The following is a 15,886-nucleotide window of genomic DNA, read 5'->3' as shown; positions in this document are numbered from 1 at the left end:
GGCTCCGCTGTCACTGCATACACGGTCGTCGCTTTCTTCTCCCTCTCCCCGTTCTTACGGGGAGAGGGTCGGGGTGAGGGGCCTCTCTCCGCACGTTAGATCGTCGAGAGACCTGTACCCCTCACCCGGAATGCGCGCTTCGCGCCAATTCCGACCTCTCCCCGCAAGCGGGGAGAGGTGAAGTTCAGCTCTCGACCTGCTCACGCCTCTGCCAGCACCCGCGCATTGGCTCGCACCGAGGCTTCGCTGATGCGAATGCCGAGGCCGGGGCCATCAGGCACGACGACGTGACCTCCGCGGTTCGCAACGCGCTCTTCCAGCACATCCTCGGTGAGCACGTGATGAGGCATGTAGAATTCGCAGCCGAGCGAGATGCCCGGCGTCGCCGCGATCAGCTGCGCGCCGGCGGCAAGGCCAATGCCGCCCTCCCACAACGTACCGCCATAACCGGGCAGGCCGGCGATGTCGGCGATCGCCATGATCGCCTGCGCCTCGAACAGGCCGCCTGATTTCATCAGCTTGATCGAGACGGCATCGGCCGCCTCGCGCCGCACCACCTCCATCATGTCGCGGCGGTCGAAGCAGCTCTCGTCGGCGAGCACGGGTGTTTCCAGCGCGGCCGTGAGCTGCGCCATCACGTCGAGAAACTTGCGCGGCACCGGCTGCTCGATGAAGGTCGGAGCGAATGCTTCGACATCGCGCAGGATCTTGATGGCGCCGAACGGCTGTAATGCCTGATTGTAATCGACGCGCAGATCGACCTTGTCGCCGAACTCCTTCCGGATTGTTTCGAGGTGATCGAGGTCCTCGCGATGCGGCTTCACGCCGGTCTTGACCTTGTAGATGACGTTGCCTTCGGGAACCATCTTTCGCATGCGTTCGAGATCGGCGGCGAAATCCGGATCGGCAATCGAGAAGGAGAGGGGAATGCTGTCGCGGACGCGGCCGCCGAGCAGGTCGGCGACCGAGAGCCCCGACGATTTGCCGACGATGTCGAGCAGCGCCATCTCGATCGCAACTTTTGCTTCCGCGTGCCCGACCAGCGCGCGATCGAGCTCGGCCATCAGCGCGCGGATGCGGCGCACGGATTTGCCGAGCAGGATCGGCCGCAAATAAATGTCGAGCGCGGCGAACGCGGCTTCCGGTGTTCCCGTGAACACCTCCCACGGCGCCGCCTCGCCCCAGCCGATCACGCCGTCGCTGGAGGTGAGCTCGATCAGTACGCGCTTCACCGTGCCCTTGACGTTGCCGACGCCCTGCAGGCGCGCCATCTTGATCGGGCTTTCGATCAGGAACAGCCTGAGGCGCTCGATGGTCGCTTCGGTCATGTCAGGCCTCCATTGACGTGCCAGACCTGGCCGGTGACGTAGGACGCCTTCGGTGACGCCAGGAAGGCGATGATCTCGGCGACCTCGTCCGGCCGTCCGCGGCGGCGCATGGGGATCAGCGCCTCGGTCGCGGCAATCTGTTCGGGTGACAGCCGGCTCTCGCTCGGCTTGTCCTTGACGATCAGGCCCGGCGCCACAGCGTTGACGGTGATGCCGTCTTTCGCGAGCTCGATCGCCGTCAGCCGCACCAGTGCTTCCAGTGCAGCGCGGCTGGCAGCCGTTGCAGCGAACGGCGCGAATTCGGGACGGATGGCATGTGCGACGAACGACGATACCGCGACGATCCGCGCATCCTGCCCGGCCCGCAATAGCGGAAGTGCCGTTTCGACCATCCGCGTAAAGGCCAGCGCCGATTCATCCATGGCCTGCCGGAACTGATCCGCCGGCGTGCCGATGGCGCTGCCGCGGCGGGCGTGGCCGCCGACCAGGATCAACCCGTCGAGCCGGCCGAAAGCACTTTGCGTGGCGGCGATGGCATCTCTGACGGCTGCTTCCTCGGCGAGATCGCCGAGGCACGTTGCGACCGCGGCGCCTTGTGCCGCGGCCTCTGTTGCGGTGACGTCGAGACCTTCTGCGTTCGAGCGCGTGTGCAGCAGTAGCGCCACGCCGGGGGCCGCGAGCAATTTCGCGGTGGCGCGGCCGATGCCGCTGGCGGCTCCGGTGACGAGATAGGCGCGGTTGATATCGGGCATCACGATGCCGCGTTGGCCGGCGGCAAGGCGCCGGTGCGGTGGAAATGGCTGAGGAAGGCGCGCGTTGCGGCTTCCCTGGGATTGTCGATCACCTGTCGCGCCGGGCCTTCCTCGACCACGACACCGTCGCGCATGAAGATCAGGCGGTCGGCGACCTCGCGCGCGAAGGCGATCTCGTGGGTCACGATCACCATGGTCATGCCCTCGGAGGCGAGCCGCTGCATGACGTTGAGCACCTCGCCGACCAGTTCCGGGTCGAGCGCCGATGTCGCCTCGTCGAACAACATGACGTCCGGCTCCATCGCGAGCGCGCGTGCGATCGCGACGCGCTGCTTCTGGCCGCCGGAGAGCGTTGCCGGATATTGATCGGCCTTTTCCGCAAGGCCCACTTTTGCGAGTTGGGCGCGCGCGAGCTTCTCGGCGGCGGCCCTGGCCATGCGTCGCACCGTGACCGGCCCCTCCATCACGTTCTGAAGCGCCGTCATGTGCGGGAACAGGTTGAAGTGCTGGAACACCATGCCGGTGGTGGCGCGGAATTTTGCCAGCGTCTTCACGTCGGGCAATTTGGTGCCGTCGCCAAACGCAAAGCGCGTATCGCCGACGCGGACGCTGCCGCCGTCAGGGACGACCAGCAGGTTGATGCAGCGAAGCAGCGTCGACTTGCCTGAGCCGGACGGTCCGATCAGCGCGACAACGCCGCCTTTGGCGACATCGAGATTGATGTTCTTCAAGACCTCGTTGCTGCCGAAGCTTTTGCGCAGGCTGCGGATCTCGATTTTCGATGTCTCGCTCATTCGCTGACCGCCAGTCGCTTCTCGCCGCGGCGGACGATGATGGTGAGCGGGATCAGGATCGCCGCATAGGCGAGCGCAACCGCGGTGTAGGTCTCCAGCGGCCGGTAGCTGTCATGCGCCGCGACCTGGCTCTGATAGACCAGATCAGGCACCGCCAGCACCGAGACCAGCGAGGTGTTCTTGAACTGGATGATCGACTGGTTCATCAGCGCCGGGATCATGCGCTTGATCGCCTGCGGCAGCACGATGCGCCGCATGCTCTGGCCGGGGGTCATGCCGAGCGCGGCGCCGGCTTCCGACTGGCCCTTGTCGATCGAGATGATGCCGCCGCGGATGATCTCCGAATAGAACGAGCCGCCATAGAGCGAGAGCGCCAGCGCCGAGGCCGTAATCGGCGTCATCTCGATGCCGGCGAGGATCGGCAGCGCGTAATAGAACCAGATCAGCTGCACCAGGATCGGCGTGCAGCGGAACGCCTCGATGAAGCTGAGGGCGAGGAGCCGCACCGGCTTGAAACGCGACAGGCTGCCGAACGCGCCGAACAGGCCGAACACGAGACCGAGCAGCACGATCACCACAGTGAAGCCGACGGTGACGCCGAGCCCGTTGAGAAAGAGCCAGCGATAGCTCCAGAGGATGCCGAAGTCCCACTGATACATGCGTGTTTTTCTTCCTTCACCTCTCCCGCTTGCGGGAGAGGTCCCATCGGATCGAAGATGTGATGCGGGTGAGGGCTCTTTCCTCTGGGGGGATGCCGCGACGCTCGATCACACTTACAACGAAACGCCCGGTGGAATGTCCGCTTCGGTCACGCCCACCAGCTCCATGTTGGTGATGATGGCGTTGCGGATGAAGCCGAGGCCCTTGTTGAAGTCGATCCAGGTGTTGACGTAGTCGCGGAAGGTCTTGTCGTTCTCGCGGCGGAAGCCGGCGTTCGACGTGGTCGCGAAGATCGGCGTCGGCAGCACGAACTGGCCGAGCGAGGGGTTCTTCTTCAGGACGGTCAGTGACAGCATGGTGATCAGGCACTGCGCGTCGACGCGGCCGGTCTGCAGCGCGGCCGTGGCATCGTCTGCGGTCTTCAGCCGCGTGATCTGCGCCTTCGGCGTCAGGCGGCTGACGACCTGGTCGTGCGAGGAGCCCTGGTCGACGGCGATCTTGATGTCGGGCGAGTTGAGCTCGGCCCAGCTCTTCGGCTTGAAATCCTTCTTGCAGAGGATGCCGAAGGCATTGTTGAAAACAGGCACCGAGAAGTCGACGACAAGCGCGCGCTTCGGGGTCGGATTGAGGCCGAAGAAGATGTCGATCTTGTTGGACTGCAGATCGAGCACCGAATTGCCCCAGGTCGTCTCGGTAATCTCGAGCTCCGCTTCCATGTCGTCGGCGAGGCCCTTCGCAATGTCGATGTAGAAGCCCTTCCACTGGCCGCTGGAGAGATCCTTCATATAATAGGGCGCCCCGCCGCCAACGGCGCCGATCCGCATCTTCTTGGTGCGGCGGATGCGGGCGAAGGTCGATTCGTTGGGATCGGCCGCCTGGGCCACGGCCGGCGAGGCCAGCCCAGCCGCGGTCACCGCGCCGATGGCGCCAAGTCCGGCGCCAAGTCCGACAATCGATGCAACATCACGACGTGTAACCATTGGGATCAATCGCTTTTCTGGTTGGATGGAGTTCCGGCAGCGTTCTTATCAAGCTGGCCATGTCAGCGAAAGCACAGCCTATTGGCTGGGCAGGTCAGGAATTGCCCGGATGCTGGGCAAGATCAAGCTCGTCGAGCCGATACCCGCTTGCTTTCCGCTCCCTTTGGCCCCAAATAGGGACCGGGAGATTGGCGGTGGACGAGCCACTCGCCAACCGGGTCAGGTCCGGAAGGAAGCAGCCCTAACGAGGTCCGGATCGGGTCGCTCGTCAGTCTCCTACCTGTTTTTTCGAGCGAATTGCGCCGGCGGGCCTCCCGCTGGCGGGCGCCTGTCCGCAAAAGCCAGCCGAGAGACATTCCATTGCGGATCGACCGATGACCGACGCCGGCGCCCCTCCACCTCCTGACAGCGCCGGCCCGGCCGGCAATGCGCCTTACCGCGTGCTGGCGCGAAAATACCGCCCGTCTTCATTCGACGATCTGATCGGCCAGGAGGCCGTGGTCCGCACCGTCTCCAACGCGTTCGAGACCGGGCGGATTCCGCAGGCCTGGATCCTCACCGGCGTCCGCGGTGTCGGCAAGACCACCACTGCGCGCATTCTTGCCCGTGCGCTCAACTACGAGATGCCGGATGGTTCGGTGAAGGGCCCGACGATCCACATGCCGACCTTGGGCGTGCATTGCCAGGCGATCATGGAAAGCCGGCACATGGACGTGCTGGAGATGGACGCGGCCTCGCATACCGGCGTCGACGACGTTCGCCAGATCAATGACAGCGTGCGTTATGCGCCGGCCAGCGCCCGCTACAAGGTCTACATCATCGACGAAGTCCACATGCTGTCGACGGCGGCGTTCAACGCCTTCCTGAAGACGCTTGAGGAGCCGCCGGAGCACGCCAAGTTCGTGTTCGCCACGACCGAGATCCGCAAGGTCCCGGTGACGGTGCTGTCGCGCTGCCAGCGCTTTGACCTCCGCCGCGTCGAGGCCGACGTGCTGATGAAGCACCTCGCCAATATCGCGGCGAAGGAAAGCGTCGAGATCGAGCCGGAAGCGCTCGGCATCATCGCCCGTGCGGCGGAAGGCTCGGTGCGCGATTCGCTGTCGCTGCTCGACCAGGCGATTGCGCATGCGGCGGGCACCGTGAAGGCCGATGCGGTCAGGCAGATGCTGGGCCTTGCCGACCGCACCCGCGTCATTGATCTGTTCGAATCGCTGGCGCGCGGCGACATCGCGAGCGCCTTCAAGGAGTTTCGCGATCAGTACGATGTCGGCGCCGATCCGGTCGTCGTGCTCTCCGACCTCGCCGAGTTCGTCAACTTCGTCACCCGCGTCAAAGTGCTTCCGGCGGTCGCCGAGAACGTCGCCTATGGCGAGACCGAGCGCGTGCGCGCGAAGGATTTCGCCGCGAAGGTCTCGATGCGCATGCTGTCGCGGATGTTTCAGATGCTGCTCAAGGGCATCACCGAGGTGCAGGGCGCGACGCGGCCCGTCATAGCCGCGGAGATGGTGCTGGTGCGGATCGCCTATGTCGCCGATCTGCCGACGCCGGACGAAGCCATCCGGATGCTGGAGCAGAACGGCGGCGGCTCGCAGGTCGTGGGCGGCGGCGGTGCGGCGCGCAGCAGCGCGCCGGCAGCACCGATGGCTTCTGCAGCACCCATCACGTCAGCTGCGCCGGTTCGCATGCCGACGTCGTCGCCAACTGCGTTCGGCGGTGGCGCCCGGCCGCAGATGCTGGCGCCCGTACCTGATCCGCAAGGGGCTGCGCCCCAGCTGCGCATCACCAGCTTCACCCAACTCGTGGCGCTTGCGGGCCAGAAGCGCGACCTCATGACCAAGAGCGCGCTCGAAGGCGACATGCGCCTCGTCCGCTTCGAGGAGGGCCGGCTGGAGGTCGCACTCGAGCCGAACGCGTCGAAGACGATGATCTCCGAGCTTGCGAAGAAGTTCGAGCTCTGGACCGGTCGCCGTTGGACCATCATCGTCTCCAACGAGCAGGGCCAGCCGACGCTGCGTTCGGTCAACCAGGCGGCCAAGCAGGAACATGCGCGTACCGCCGAGGCCGATCCGCGCGTGCAGGAGGTGCTGGCGCGCTTCCCCGGCGCGAAGGTCGTCGAGGTCCGCAGGCTTGCCCCCGAGACGCCGGAATCCAATATTAACACGGACTATGGCAGCGACGATCCGATCGACGGTTCCGACGCCGACGACGATCTCTGAGCCAACCCTTCCAAGGACAAACACCCATGGCTGATTTTCTCGGCATGATGAAGCAGGCAGCGCAGCTGCAATCCAAGATGCAGGAGATGCAGGAATCTCTGGCCAATGTGGAGGTCGAAGGCATCTCCGGCGGTGGTCTGGTCGCCGTGCGCATGACCGCGAAGATGGACGTCAAGGGCATCAAGATCGATCCCTCGCTGATGAAGACCGAAGAGCGCGAGGTGCTGGAAGACCTGCTCGTCACCGCGCTCGGCGATGCCCGCCGCAAGGCGGAGGCCGCGATGCAGGAGAAGATGCAGTCGCTCACCGGCGGCCTCGGCCTGCCGCCGGGGCTGTTCGGCCAATAAAATGGGCGCGGTTGCAGGTCCCGAAATCGAGCGGCTGGTCCAGCTTCTCGCACGGCTGCCGGGCCTCGGTCCGCGCTCCGCGCGGCGCGCGGCGCTGCACCTGATCAAGAAGCGCGAAGCGCTGATGATGCCGCTGTCGTCCGCCTTGCAGGTCGCGCTGGACAAGGTCCAGGTCTGCAAGACCTGCGGTAACATCGACACGCAAAATCCCTGCACGGTCTGCACCGACCCGAAGCGCGATGGCGCCATCATCGTGGTCGTTGCCGATGTCGCCGATCTCTGGGCGCTGGAGCGGGCCAATGCGACGCAGGGCCGCTATCACGTGCTGGGCGCGACCTTGTCGCCACTCGACGGCGTCGGCCCGCAGGACCTCACCATCGACGCGCTGGTCGCGCGCGCGCATGCCCCCGAGGTGCACGAGATCATTCTGGCGCTGAACGCGACCGTCGACGGTCAGACCACGGCGCATTACATCACCGACCTGCTTCAGGACGCCAACGTCAAGGTCACCCGACTCGCGCACGGCGTGCCCGTCGGTGGCGAGCTTGACTATCTCGACGAGGGCACGCTCTCGGCCGCGATGCGGCAGCGGACCCTGTTCTAGCCATCCAGATCCACGGAACGGACGACATGACGAAACTTTTCGCCACACGCTTCGCTTTGGCCGCAACGATGCTGCTGCTGGTGACAGCGGCCATCGCCGCGCAGCAGGAGGACGACGCGCCGCCGCCCTCGAAGCCCGGCAAGCCGATCAGCGCCGGCGAGGTGCTCTCGGGCGAGCTGAACGCCATGAAGATTCGCGACACCAAGAACGCCGGCAAGCGGATCGCGATGTACCAGATCACCTCCGAGCCGCGCCGCCTGCCGGCGCCGAGCGGGCTGTGCGATCTCGAAACGGGACCTGAGACCTTCCAGCTCGTCACCTCCAGCGACGCGCAGGCCTCGCAGCTGAAATCCTTCGTCGGCAAGGAGATCTCGGTCAAGGTCGACGAGATCGCCTGCGCCAGCGATCCCGGCCAGATGAGCGAGGCCGTGGTGACGAAGTGGAGCTTGGTGAAGAAGTAGGGGCGGCAGGTCAGGTGCGTAGGGTGGGCAAAGCGAAGCGTGCCCACGTACTTGACGACGGAGAGAGATGGTGGGCACGGCGCGTTGCGCCTTTGCCCACCCTGCGAGACTCGTCACACCCTCACAGGTCCCAGCGCCTCGAAATGTCCGCGCTTCTGCAGCCGGGCCAAGAGCACCAGGCTCGGGATCGCCACCAGCACGCAGATCACGAAGAACAGCGGCCAGCCGGTTGCGCTCGCAACGAAGCCCGCGCCTGACGACAGATATGTCCGCCCCACCGCTGCGAGCGCGGTGAGCAGCGCATATTGCGTCGCCGTGTGCAGCGGATTCTGGCACAGCGCCGAGAGATACGCGACGAAGATCACGGTGCCGATCGCGCTGGTGAAATTCTCGGCGCAGATCGCCAGCGCCAGCGCCCATTGGTTGGTGCCGACCACAGCGAGCCAGGAGAAGGTGAGGTTGGCCAGTGCCTGCACCACGCCGCCGATCCACAGCGAGGTCGCCAGCGAATAACGCCGCGCGACAAAACCGCCGGCGAAGCCGCCGATCAGCGTCGCGGCGAGGCCGACGCCCTTCACGATCGCCGCATAATCGTTGCGGGTGAAGCCGAGATCGATCACGAACGGCGCGGTCATGGTGCCGGAGAACGCATCGGTGAACTTGAACAGCACGACGAAGGCGAGCGCGGCGAGCGCATCCCTGCGCGACAGGAATTCCGAGAAGGCGCCGATCGCCGCATGCAGCACGCGCGTGAACGCGGTCTCGGTTTGCGTCGCAGCTTCCGCCTGCACCGACTGCTCGGGCTCGGTCGCGACCAATGCCGTGATCGTTCCTATCAGCACCATCGCCGCCATCACCACATAGCCCCACATCCACGCCGAGGTGCGCGTGATGCCGGTGCTCTCGAAGCCCGAGACGATGAACAGCGCGCCCGCGGTCGAGACCAGCATGCCGATGCGATAGGCCGCGACGTAAGATGCCATGCCGGCGGCCTGCTCGCTCTCCGGCAGGCTCTCGACGCGGAAGGCGTCGACCACGATGTCCTGCGTCGACGACGTCGTCGCGACCAGGAGCGCGCCGAGCGCGACATAGAACGGTGACCGCGCCGGATCAGTCATCGCCAGCAGCAGGATCGCGACGATCAGCAAAATCTGCGAAAACACCAGCCAGCCGCGGCGTCGCCCGAAGGCTTGCGTGAATAGCGGCACATGCAGCGCATCCACCAGCGGCGCCCACAGGAACTTCAGCGTGTAGGGCGTGCCGACCAGCGCAAACAGCCCGATGGTCTTGAGGTCGACGCCGGCTTCGCGCATCCACACCAGCAGCGTCGAGCCCGACAGCGCCAGCGGCAGCCCCGAGGAGAAGCCGAGGAACAGCACGATCAGCACCCGCGGCTGCAGGTAAACAGCCAGGCTGTCGCGCCAGGAGGTGGCAGGGGCGGAGGTCGCGGCGGAGGAGGTCGCGTCGGGTGCGGTCATGGGGGGGTGTTAGCAGATTCTGGGCGTGCTGCCTCGTCTCCCTCTCCCCGTTCTTACGGGGAGAGGGCGGGGTGAGGGGCCTCTCTCCACACGTGAGATGGCCGTGAGACCTGTACCCCTCACCCGGATCGCACCGGACGATGCTTCGCATCGCCGAGGCGATCCGACCTCTCCCCGCAAGCGGGGCGAGGTAAGAGAACTCACTCCCCCGCCTGAAGCTTCCTCGGAAACAGCTCGCCCGCACCCGGCGTCACCAGCCGCGGACCCTCCGGCGCATCGGACTTGCTGAAATCGAGTTCCTCGATCCGTCCTGCCCGCTTCTCGATCTTGTCGGCGGAGATCAGGATCTGGCGGACATCCTCGTTGGCGTCGGCAAAATGCTTCTGCAGTTTCAGCACGCGGTCGCGCAGGCGGCCGAGATCGTCGCCGAGCTTGATCACCTCGGTCTGGATCTGGTCGGCAGCATCGCGCATGCGCGCGTCCTTCATGATCTGCTGCATCACCTGGATCGCGAGCATCAGAAGCGAAGGCGACACCAGCACGACGCGGGCGCGATAGGCCTTCTGGATCACGTCGTCGAAACCGTCATGGATTTCGGCGTAGACCGATTCCGACGGCACGAACATCAGCGCCATCTCCTGGGTCTCGCCGGTGACGAGGTATTTTTCCGCGATGTCGCTGACATGCTTCATCACGTCGCCGCGCAGCCGCTGGGTGGCGAGGCGCTTCTCCTCGTCGGTGCGGGCGTCGTGCAGCGCGGTCATGGCCTCCAACGGGAATTTCGCGTCGATGCAGAGCGGGCGCTGGTCGGGCAGGAACACGACGCAGTCCGGGCGCTTGCCGGTCGAGAGCGTGAACTGGAACTCGTAGGAGCCCTTGGGCAGACCGTCCTGGACGATCGCCTCCATCCGCGCCTGGCCGAAGGCGCCGCGCGACTGCTTGTTGGCGAGCACGTCGCGCAGGGTCGTCACCTGGGTGGTGAGGTCGGTGAGATTCTTGTGCGCGCTGTCGATGATGCCGAGCCGCTCGTGCAGCGCGCGCAGGCTCTCCATGGTGTTGCGGGTCGAATGTTCCATGGACTGGCCGACCCGGTGGGTCACCGAATCCAGCCGCTCGTTCACGGCCCGCGCCATTTCGGCCTGGCGGCCGGCCAGCGCCTGGGTCATGGCGTCGACCCGGCCGGAGGCCTCAGCTTGGGCGCGCAGCACCTGGGCGAGCCGTTCCTCGAGCTCGTCGGCCCGGATCGCGCTCGCCATCGCAAGTTCCGCGCCGCGCCGCCCGGACCTGGCGATCACGACGGCAATCACCACCAGAAGGATGAGGACGAGGGCGCCGAAGCTGATCAGCGCATCGATTCCGCGCACCGGCCAGTCGCCCAACATGAAGATGATCTCGTTCATGCCCGCCGTTCTAACCGATTCGCGACCCGGAGCGAACGAAGAGAGAACGATGCGGCTAACGGCCCCCTCATTTTTAGGGTTACCAAAAGCCTAAGTTTTATGGTTAGCGGAGGGTTAACGCGTTCCCGGCCGCATTGACCGCATGTCGCGCGCGGCTTAAATCGCCCGCCATGGCCCTCAGAGAAATCATCATCCTGCCCGACAAGCAGCTGCGTCTGGTCTCCAAGCCGATCGAAAAGGTCACGCCGGAGATCCGCAAGCTTGCCGACGACATGTTCGAGACCATGTATGACGCGCCCGGCATTGGCCTCGCCGCGATCCAGATCGCGCAGCCGCTGCGGCTGATCACCATGGACCTTGCCAAGCCCAACCAAGACGGCGAGACCAAGCCGGAGCCGCGCGTCTTCATCAATCCCGAGATCATCGCCTCGTCCGAGGAACTGTCGGTTTACGAGGAAGGCTGCCTCTCGATCCCCGAATATTACGAGGAGGTCGAACGTCCTGCGAAAGTGCGCGTGCGCTTCACCGATCTCGACGGCAAGCTGCACGAGGAGGATGCCGAGGGCCTCTATGCCACCTGCATCCAGCACGAGATCGATCATCTCAACGGCGTGCTGTTCGTCGACTATCTGTCCAAGCTCAAGCGCGACCGCGTCATCAAGAAGTTCGAGAAAGCCGCCAAGCGCGCGGAGTAAATGGCTGCTGCCCGTGTTCTCTCTGCTCCCTCCCCCTTGTGGGGGAGGGAACGTACCTGAGTCCTTGTCATGCCCCTCCGCCTGATCTTCATGGGCACGCCCGATTTCTCCGTGCCGACGCTGCTCGAGCTGGTCGCGCATGGCCACGAGATCGCGGCCGTCTATACCCGCGCGCCGAAGCCGGGCGGGCGGCGCGGTTTGCAATTGCAGCCGACGCCGGTGGAAGAGGCCGCGCGAAAACTCGGCGTGCCCGTGCTGACGCCGAAGACGTTGAAGACGCCAGAGGCGTTGGAGGAGTTTCGCGCCTTCGACGCCGATGCCGCCATCGTCGTCGCCTACGGCATGATCCTGCCGCAGGCGATCCTCGATGCGCCGAAGCTCGGCTGCTACAATCTGCACGCTTCGCTGCTGCCGCGCTGGCGCGGCGCCGCGCCGATCAACCGCGCGATCATGGCCGGCGACGCCGAGAGTGGCGTCATGGTCATGAAGATGGATGTCGGCCTCGACACCGGCGACGTCGCCATGGCCGAGCGGCTCGCGATCACGGACAGCATGACGGCGGCCGATCTGCATGATCGCCTGTCGCGGCTCGGCGCCGACCTGATGGTCCGCGCCATGGCCGCGCTCGACCGCGGCGGGCTCCAGCTCAAGAAGCAGAGCGAGGACGGCGTCACCTACGCCGCCAAGATCGACAAGGCTGAAGCACGGATCGACTGGAACAAGCCCGCGCACGCGGTGCTGCGCCACATCCACGGCCTCTCGCCGTTTCCCGGCGCCTGGGCCGAGCTTGAGAATGCACGCGTCAAAATCCTGCGCTGCGAGCTAGCCAAACGCTCGGGTGAGCCGGGCGCAGTGCTCGACGACCAGCTCACCGTCGCCTGCGGCGAGGGCGCGATCCGCATTCTCGAGCTCCAGCGCGAAGGCAAAGGTCGCATGCAAGCGGCGGACTTTTTGCGCGGCGTGCCTGTGAAGGCAGGAGCCAAATTCAACTGACGCTGTCATACCCCGCGAAGGCGGGGTATCCAGTACGCCGAGGCTTCTCGGCTGAACAGAGATGTCTCGGAGTACTGGATCGCCCGGTCAAGCCGGGCGATGACACCACCCGGATTGAGATGCCCCGCTACAAGCTCACCATTGAATATGACGGCGCACCGTTCTTCGGCTGGCAGATCCAGGACACTTTGCCGTCGGTGCAGGGCGCGCTGGAAGCAGCCGTCAAGGCCATGACCGGCGCGGATTTGCGGGTGCATGGCGCCGGCCGCACCGATGCCGGCGTGCACGCGCGCGGCCAGGTCGCCCATGTCGACGTCGAGAAGCAGTTTCCGCCGGGCCGTTTTCGCGACGGGCTGAATGCACATCTCCGCCCGCATCCGATCGCGGTGCTGGAAGCCGAGATCGTACCTGACGCCTTCGAAGCGCGCTTCTCGGCCGTGAAGCGCCACTACCGCTACCGAATCATCAATACTCGCGCCAATCTCGCGCTCGACGTCGGCCACGCCTGGCGCGTGCCGCGCCGGCTCGATGCCGACGCGATGCATGCGGCGGCGCAGCGCCTGCTCGGCAAGCACGATTTCACCACCTTTCGCGACACCGAGTGCCAGGCCAAATCGCCGGAGAAGACGCTCGACCAGCTCGACGTCTCGCGCGACGGCCGCGAGATCATCATTGTCACCTCGGCGCGCTCGTTCCTGCACAGCCAGGTGCGCTCGATGGTGGGCTCGCTGGTCTGGGTCGGCGAAGGCCGCTGGAGTGCCGACGATCTCTCCGCAGCGCTCGCCGCGCGCAACCGTGCCGCCTGCGGTATCGTCGCGCCGCCGGAGGGGCTGTATCTGATGAAGGTGGATTATTAGAGCGTGATGCCGCTTCGGGCGTCATGGCCGGGCTTGTCCCGCCATCCACGTGCGTCAACATGTATCCATGCATGGTGGTTCGGTCTACATCCTGGCGAGCGCGCCAAATGGCATTCTGTATGTTGGTGTGACCAGCGACATTGTTCGCCGAATCTACCAGCATCGAAATGGGCTCGTGCCCGGCTTCACCAAGAAGTACGGCGTCAAGCTACTCGTCTATTTTGAGCGCTACGAAGACATTCAGACCGCAATCCAGCGCGAGCACAACATCAAGCATTGGTCGCGGACGTGGAAGGTGAGGCTGATCCTGAAAGACAATCCCGAATGGAGGGATCTGTACGACACGATTGTGCAGTGAGGTGGGCCGAATTCTTGGCACAGGCGTGATGGCCGGGCTTGACCCGGCCATCCACGACCTTCTTGCCTGCGGCGGCAAAAAACGTGGATGCCCGGGACAAGCCCGGGCATGACGGCGGAGATTTTGGCGACGATGAGGGCCTACCCAAAATACCGCGCCAAAATCCCGCGATACACCTTCGTCAGTTTTTCCAGATCCTCAACCGGCACGCGCTCGTTGACCTGGTGCATGGTCTGGCCGACCAGGCCGAACTCGATCACCGGACAATAGCTCGAGATGAAGCGCGCATCCGAGGTGCCTCCACTCGTCGACAGCTCCGGCTTGCGGCCCGTCACTTCCTCAATCGCCGACACCGCGAGATCGGTGAACGGGCCAGGCTTGGTGACGAACACGTTGGAGTTCGACGGCTCCCAGACGATGCGGGCCTTGATGCGGTTGCCGCAGGCCTGGGCGAGGCGGGTTTCCACCAGCTCGCGCAAGGACGCCTGCGTATGATTGTCATTGTAGCGGATGTTGAACCTGGCGCGGGCCTCGCCGGGGATGACGTTGAACGCCTTGTTGCCGACGTCGACCGAGACGAATTCGAGATTGGAGGCCTGGAACTGCGCGCTGCCATGGTCGAGCGGCTCGTCGGAGATCGCCACGATCAGGCGCGAAATGTCAGGCACCGGATTGGAGGCGCGATGGGGATAGGCGACGTGGCCCTGCACGCCGTCCACGTAAAGCGTGCCCGATTGCGAGCCGCGGCGGCCGACCTTGATGGTGTCGCCGAGCGTCTCTACATTGGAGGGCTCGCCCAGCACGCAGTGATCGAACCTCTCGCCGCGCTCGGCGGCCCACTTCAACAGCTTGATCGTGCCGTTGATGGAGACGTCTTCCTCGTCGCCCGTAATCAGGAACGAGATCGAGCCTTTTCCATCGGCACGCGGCTTGCCGCCGTTGGCGGCGAGATGCGCGAGCACGGCTGCGACCGAGCAGGCAATGCCCCCCTTCATGTCGACCGCGCCGCGGCCATGCAGGAAACCGTCCTTCACCTCGCCCGAGAACGCGCCGACGCTCCAGGCGCTTTCGTCGCCGGCTGGTACCACGTCGGTATGGCCGGCAAAGGTGATGTGCGGCCCTTCAGTGCCGATCCGCGCATAGAGATTGTCAACGTCGGCGGTGCCTTCCTCGCTGAAGGTCACGCGGTGACAGGTGAAACCGGCTGTATCAAGTGCTTTTTCAAGCACGCCGAGCGCGCCGGCGTCTTCTGGGGTTACTGACGGGCAGCGAATGAGGTCGCGGGCAATGGAGAGGGCATCGGTCATGCCTCCGGCTTAACACGCCATTGCGGCGGCGGGCCAGCCTTCTGCGCGGGCATTTCGAGCTCACGCTGCTGGTCTCGACCCGGCTTGCCCGCCGGCGAGACGTGGAGCGGGTCGGCGCCGAAACGGTTGGTCTTTCTCGAGCCGCGGAAAAACAGCAGCTCGATCCCGCCCCAGGTCGCGAGCACGAATGAGATCAAGGCGAGCGTGAAGCTGATATAGTCGTTGCCGACCCGGTCCAGGAACTGATTGATCAGGCCGGGCAGGACGAAAAAGGGTAGCGCCCACCAGGCGCTCTTGTCGCGGTCATGCAGCCGCTTGATGGACGTTGCGGCGAAGACCCACGCGAACACCGGCGTGCCGATCACCTTGACCAGGACTAGCGGAATGTCGGCGCGGGACAGCGCGCGATAGGTGTCGGGATCGACGGCCTTGAAGATGTCGTCGACCGAGAAACCGAACGAGCGGGCGCCGAACGTCACCACGATTGCCGCCAGGAAGATCATCCAGCAGACGATGATGAGCCCGGCGAGCCAATATTTGGCGCGGTTGATCCGGCCCTTGAAGCGGAAGAGATACCAGGTCCAGTCCATGCGAAAACGCTCCGGGCGCGGGGAGGCGCCCGAAGATTGGTCGCGATGGAGGGATGAAGGGTTCGA

The 15,886-nt window shown here is 65.1% G+C and carries 17 protein-coding genes and 1 other RNA gene; 9 read left to right on the top strand and 9 right to left on the bottom strand.

Translation table 11 applies throughout. The annotated features are described in order from the left end of the window. Positions 1-200 precede the first annotated feature (200 nt). The 5 genes from G8O24_RS22455 to G8O24_RS22435 form a co-directional block, all read right to left on the bottom strand. A complete protein-coding gene (locus G8O24_RS22455) occupies positions 201-1,328 on the bottom strand; it encodes a muconate cycloisomerase family protein (RefSeq protein ID WP_188103089.1) in 1,128 nt (375 codons plus the stop codon). Then, positions 1,325-2,080: an SDR family NAD(P)-dependent oxidoreductase gene (locus tag G8O24_RS22450; RefSeq protein ID WP_188103087.1), complete on the bottom strand. Its 756-nt coding sequence runs from the start codon at positions 2,078-2,080 to the stop codon at positions 1,325-1,327. The genes G8O24_RS22455 and G8O24_RS22450 overlap by 4 nt, the downstream gene beginning before the upstream one ends. Continuing rightward, positions 2,080-2,874: an amino acid ABC transporter ATP-binding protein gene (locus tag G8O24_RS22445; protein ID WP_188103085.1), complete on the bottom strand. Its 795-nt coding sequence runs from the start codon at positions 2,872-2,874 to the stop codon at positions 2,080-2,082. The genes G8O24_RS22450 and G8O24_RS22445 overlap by 1 nt, the downstream gene beginning before the upstream one ends. Next, positions 2,871-3,533 carry an amino acid ABC transporter permease gene (locus G8O24_RS22440; protein WP_188103083.1) on the bottom strand — a complete coding sequence of 221 codons (663 nt, stop codon included), beginning with the start codon at positions 3,531-3,533 and terminating at the stop codon, positions 2,871-2,873. The genes G8O24_RS22445 and G8O24_RS22440 overlap by 4 nt, the downstream gene beginning before the upstream one ends. Positions 3,534-3,647: 114 nt before the next feature. Then, positions 3,648-4,514 (bottom strand): transporter substrate-binding domain-containing protein, encoded by an 867-nt coding sequence (locus G8O24_RS22435; RefSeq protein WP_188103081.1) that lies wholly within the window; start codon positions 4,512-4,514, stop codon positions 3,648-3,650. A gap of 183 nt (positions 4,515-4,697) precedes the next feature. On the opposite strand from G8O24_RS22435, the gene ffs reads away from it, so the two are divergent. The 5 genes from ffs (at position 4,698) to G8O24_RS22410 (ending at position 8,142) form a co-directional block, all read left to right on the top strand. Further along, positions 4,698-4,794, top strand: an RNA gene (gene ffs / locus G8O24_RS22430) — signal recognition particle sRNA small type. A gap of 94 nt (positions 4,795-4,888) precedes the next feature. Next, positions 4,889-6,730: a DNA polymerase III subunit gamma/tau gene (locus tag G8O24_RS22425; RefSeq protein ID WP_188103080.1), complete on the top strand. Its 1,842-nt coding sequence runs from the start codon at positions 4,889-4,891 to the stop codon at positions 6,728-6,730. Positions 6,731-6,756: 26 nt separating this feature from the next. Further along, a complete protein-coding gene (locus tag G8O24_RS22420) occupies positions 6,757-7,077 on the top strand; it encodes a YbaB/EbfC family nucleoid-associated protein (RefSeq protein ID WP_188103078.1) in 321 nt (106 codons plus the stop codon). 1 nt (position 7,078) lies between these two features. Beyond that, on the top strand, positions 7,079-7,681 hold the full coding sequence (recR, locus tag G8O24_RS22415) for a recombination mediator RecR (protein ID WP_188103076.1): 603 nt from the start codon (positions 7,079-7,081) through the stop codon (positions 7,679-7,681). A gap of 26 nt (positions 7,682-7,707) precedes the next feature. Then, a complete protein-coding gene (locus G8O24_RS22410) occupies positions 7,708-8,142 on the top strand; it encodes a hypothetical protein (protein ID WP_188103074.1) in 435 nt (144 codons plus the stop codon). Between the two features lie 113 nt (positions 8,143-8,255). Here the strand turns inward: G8O24_RS22410 and G8O24_RS22405 are convergent, their stop codons facing one another. Beyond that, positions 8,256-9,620, bottom strand: a complete 1,365-nt coding sequence (locus G8O24_RS22405; RefSeq protein WP_188103072.1) for an AmpG family muropeptide MFS transporter — start codon at positions 9,618-9,620, stop codon at positions 8,256-8,258. Positions 9,621-9,820: 200 nt separating this feature from the next. Continuing rightward, positions 9,821-11,020 carry a DNA recombination protein RmuC gene (locus tag G8O24_RS22400; protein ID WP_188103070.1) on the bottom strand — a complete coding sequence of 400 codons (1,200 nt, stop codon included), beginning with the start codon at positions 11,018-11,020 and terminating at the stop codon, positions 9,821-9,823. A gap of 170 nt (positions 11,021-11,190) precedes the next feature. On the opposite strand from G8O24_RS22400, the gene def reads away from it, so the two are divergent. The 4 genes from def to G8O24_RS22380 all read left to right on the top strand — a co-directional run bounded on the left by def (position 11,191) and on the right by G8O24_RS22380 (position 13,923). Next, positions 11,191-11,715, top strand: a complete 525-nt coding sequence (gene def, locus G8O24_RS22395; RefSeq protein WP_188103069.1) for a peptide deformylase — start codon at positions 11,191-11,193, stop codon at positions 11,713-11,715. A gap of 69 nt (positions 11,716-11,784) precedes the next feature. After that, positions 11,785-12,708, top strand: coding sequence for a methionyl-tRNA formyltransferase (gene fmt, locus G8O24_RS22390; protein ID WP_188103068.1), 924 nt, complete (start codon positions 11,785-11,787; stop codon positions 12,706-12,708). Between the two features lie 119 nt (positions 12,709-12,827). Beyond that, a complete protein-coding gene (gene truA, locus G8O24_RS22385; RefSeq protein ID WP_188103067.1) occupies positions 12,828-13,565 on the top strand; it encodes a tRNA pseudouridine(38-40) synthase TruA in 738 nt (245 codons plus the stop codon). A gap of 67 nt (positions 13,566-13,632) precedes the next feature. Next, complete coding sequence (locus G8O24_RS22380) at positions 13,633-13,923, top strand: GIY-YIG nuclease family protein (RefSeq protein ID WP_188103066.1); 291 nt, start codon at positions 13,633-13,635, stop codon at positions 13,921-13,923. A 140-nt stretch (positions 13,924-14,063) separates the two neighbouring features. On the opposite strand, the gene dapE is transcribed toward G8O24_RS22380, so the two are convergent. Both dapE and G8O24_RS22370 read right to left on the bottom strand, forming a co-directional pair. Further along, entirely contained in the window at positions 14,064-15,230 is a 1,167-nt protein-coding gene (gene dapE / locus G8O24_RS22375) for a succinyl-diaminopimelate desuccinylase (protein ID WP_188103065.1), read from the bottom strand. After that, the gene (locus G8O24_RS22370; protein WP_188103063.1) at positions 15,227-15,820 is read right to left on the bottom strand and encodes a DUF805 domain-containing protein; all 594 of its coding nucleotides are present in this window, start codon (positions 15,818-15,820) and stop codon (positions 15,227-15,229) included. The genes dapE and G8O24_RS22370 overlap by 4 nt, the downstream gene beginning before the upstream one ends. Positions 15,821-15,886 lie beyond the last annotated feature (66 nt).

This window comes from Bradyrhizobium campsiandrae (assembly GCF_014529705.1).
Taxonomy (GTDB): Bacteria; Pseudomonadota; Alphaproteobacteria; order Rhizobiales; family Xanthobacteraceae; genus Bradyrhizobium; species Bradyrhizobium campsiandrae.
This window is presented reverse-complemented; position numbering and strand designations above follow the sequence as displayed.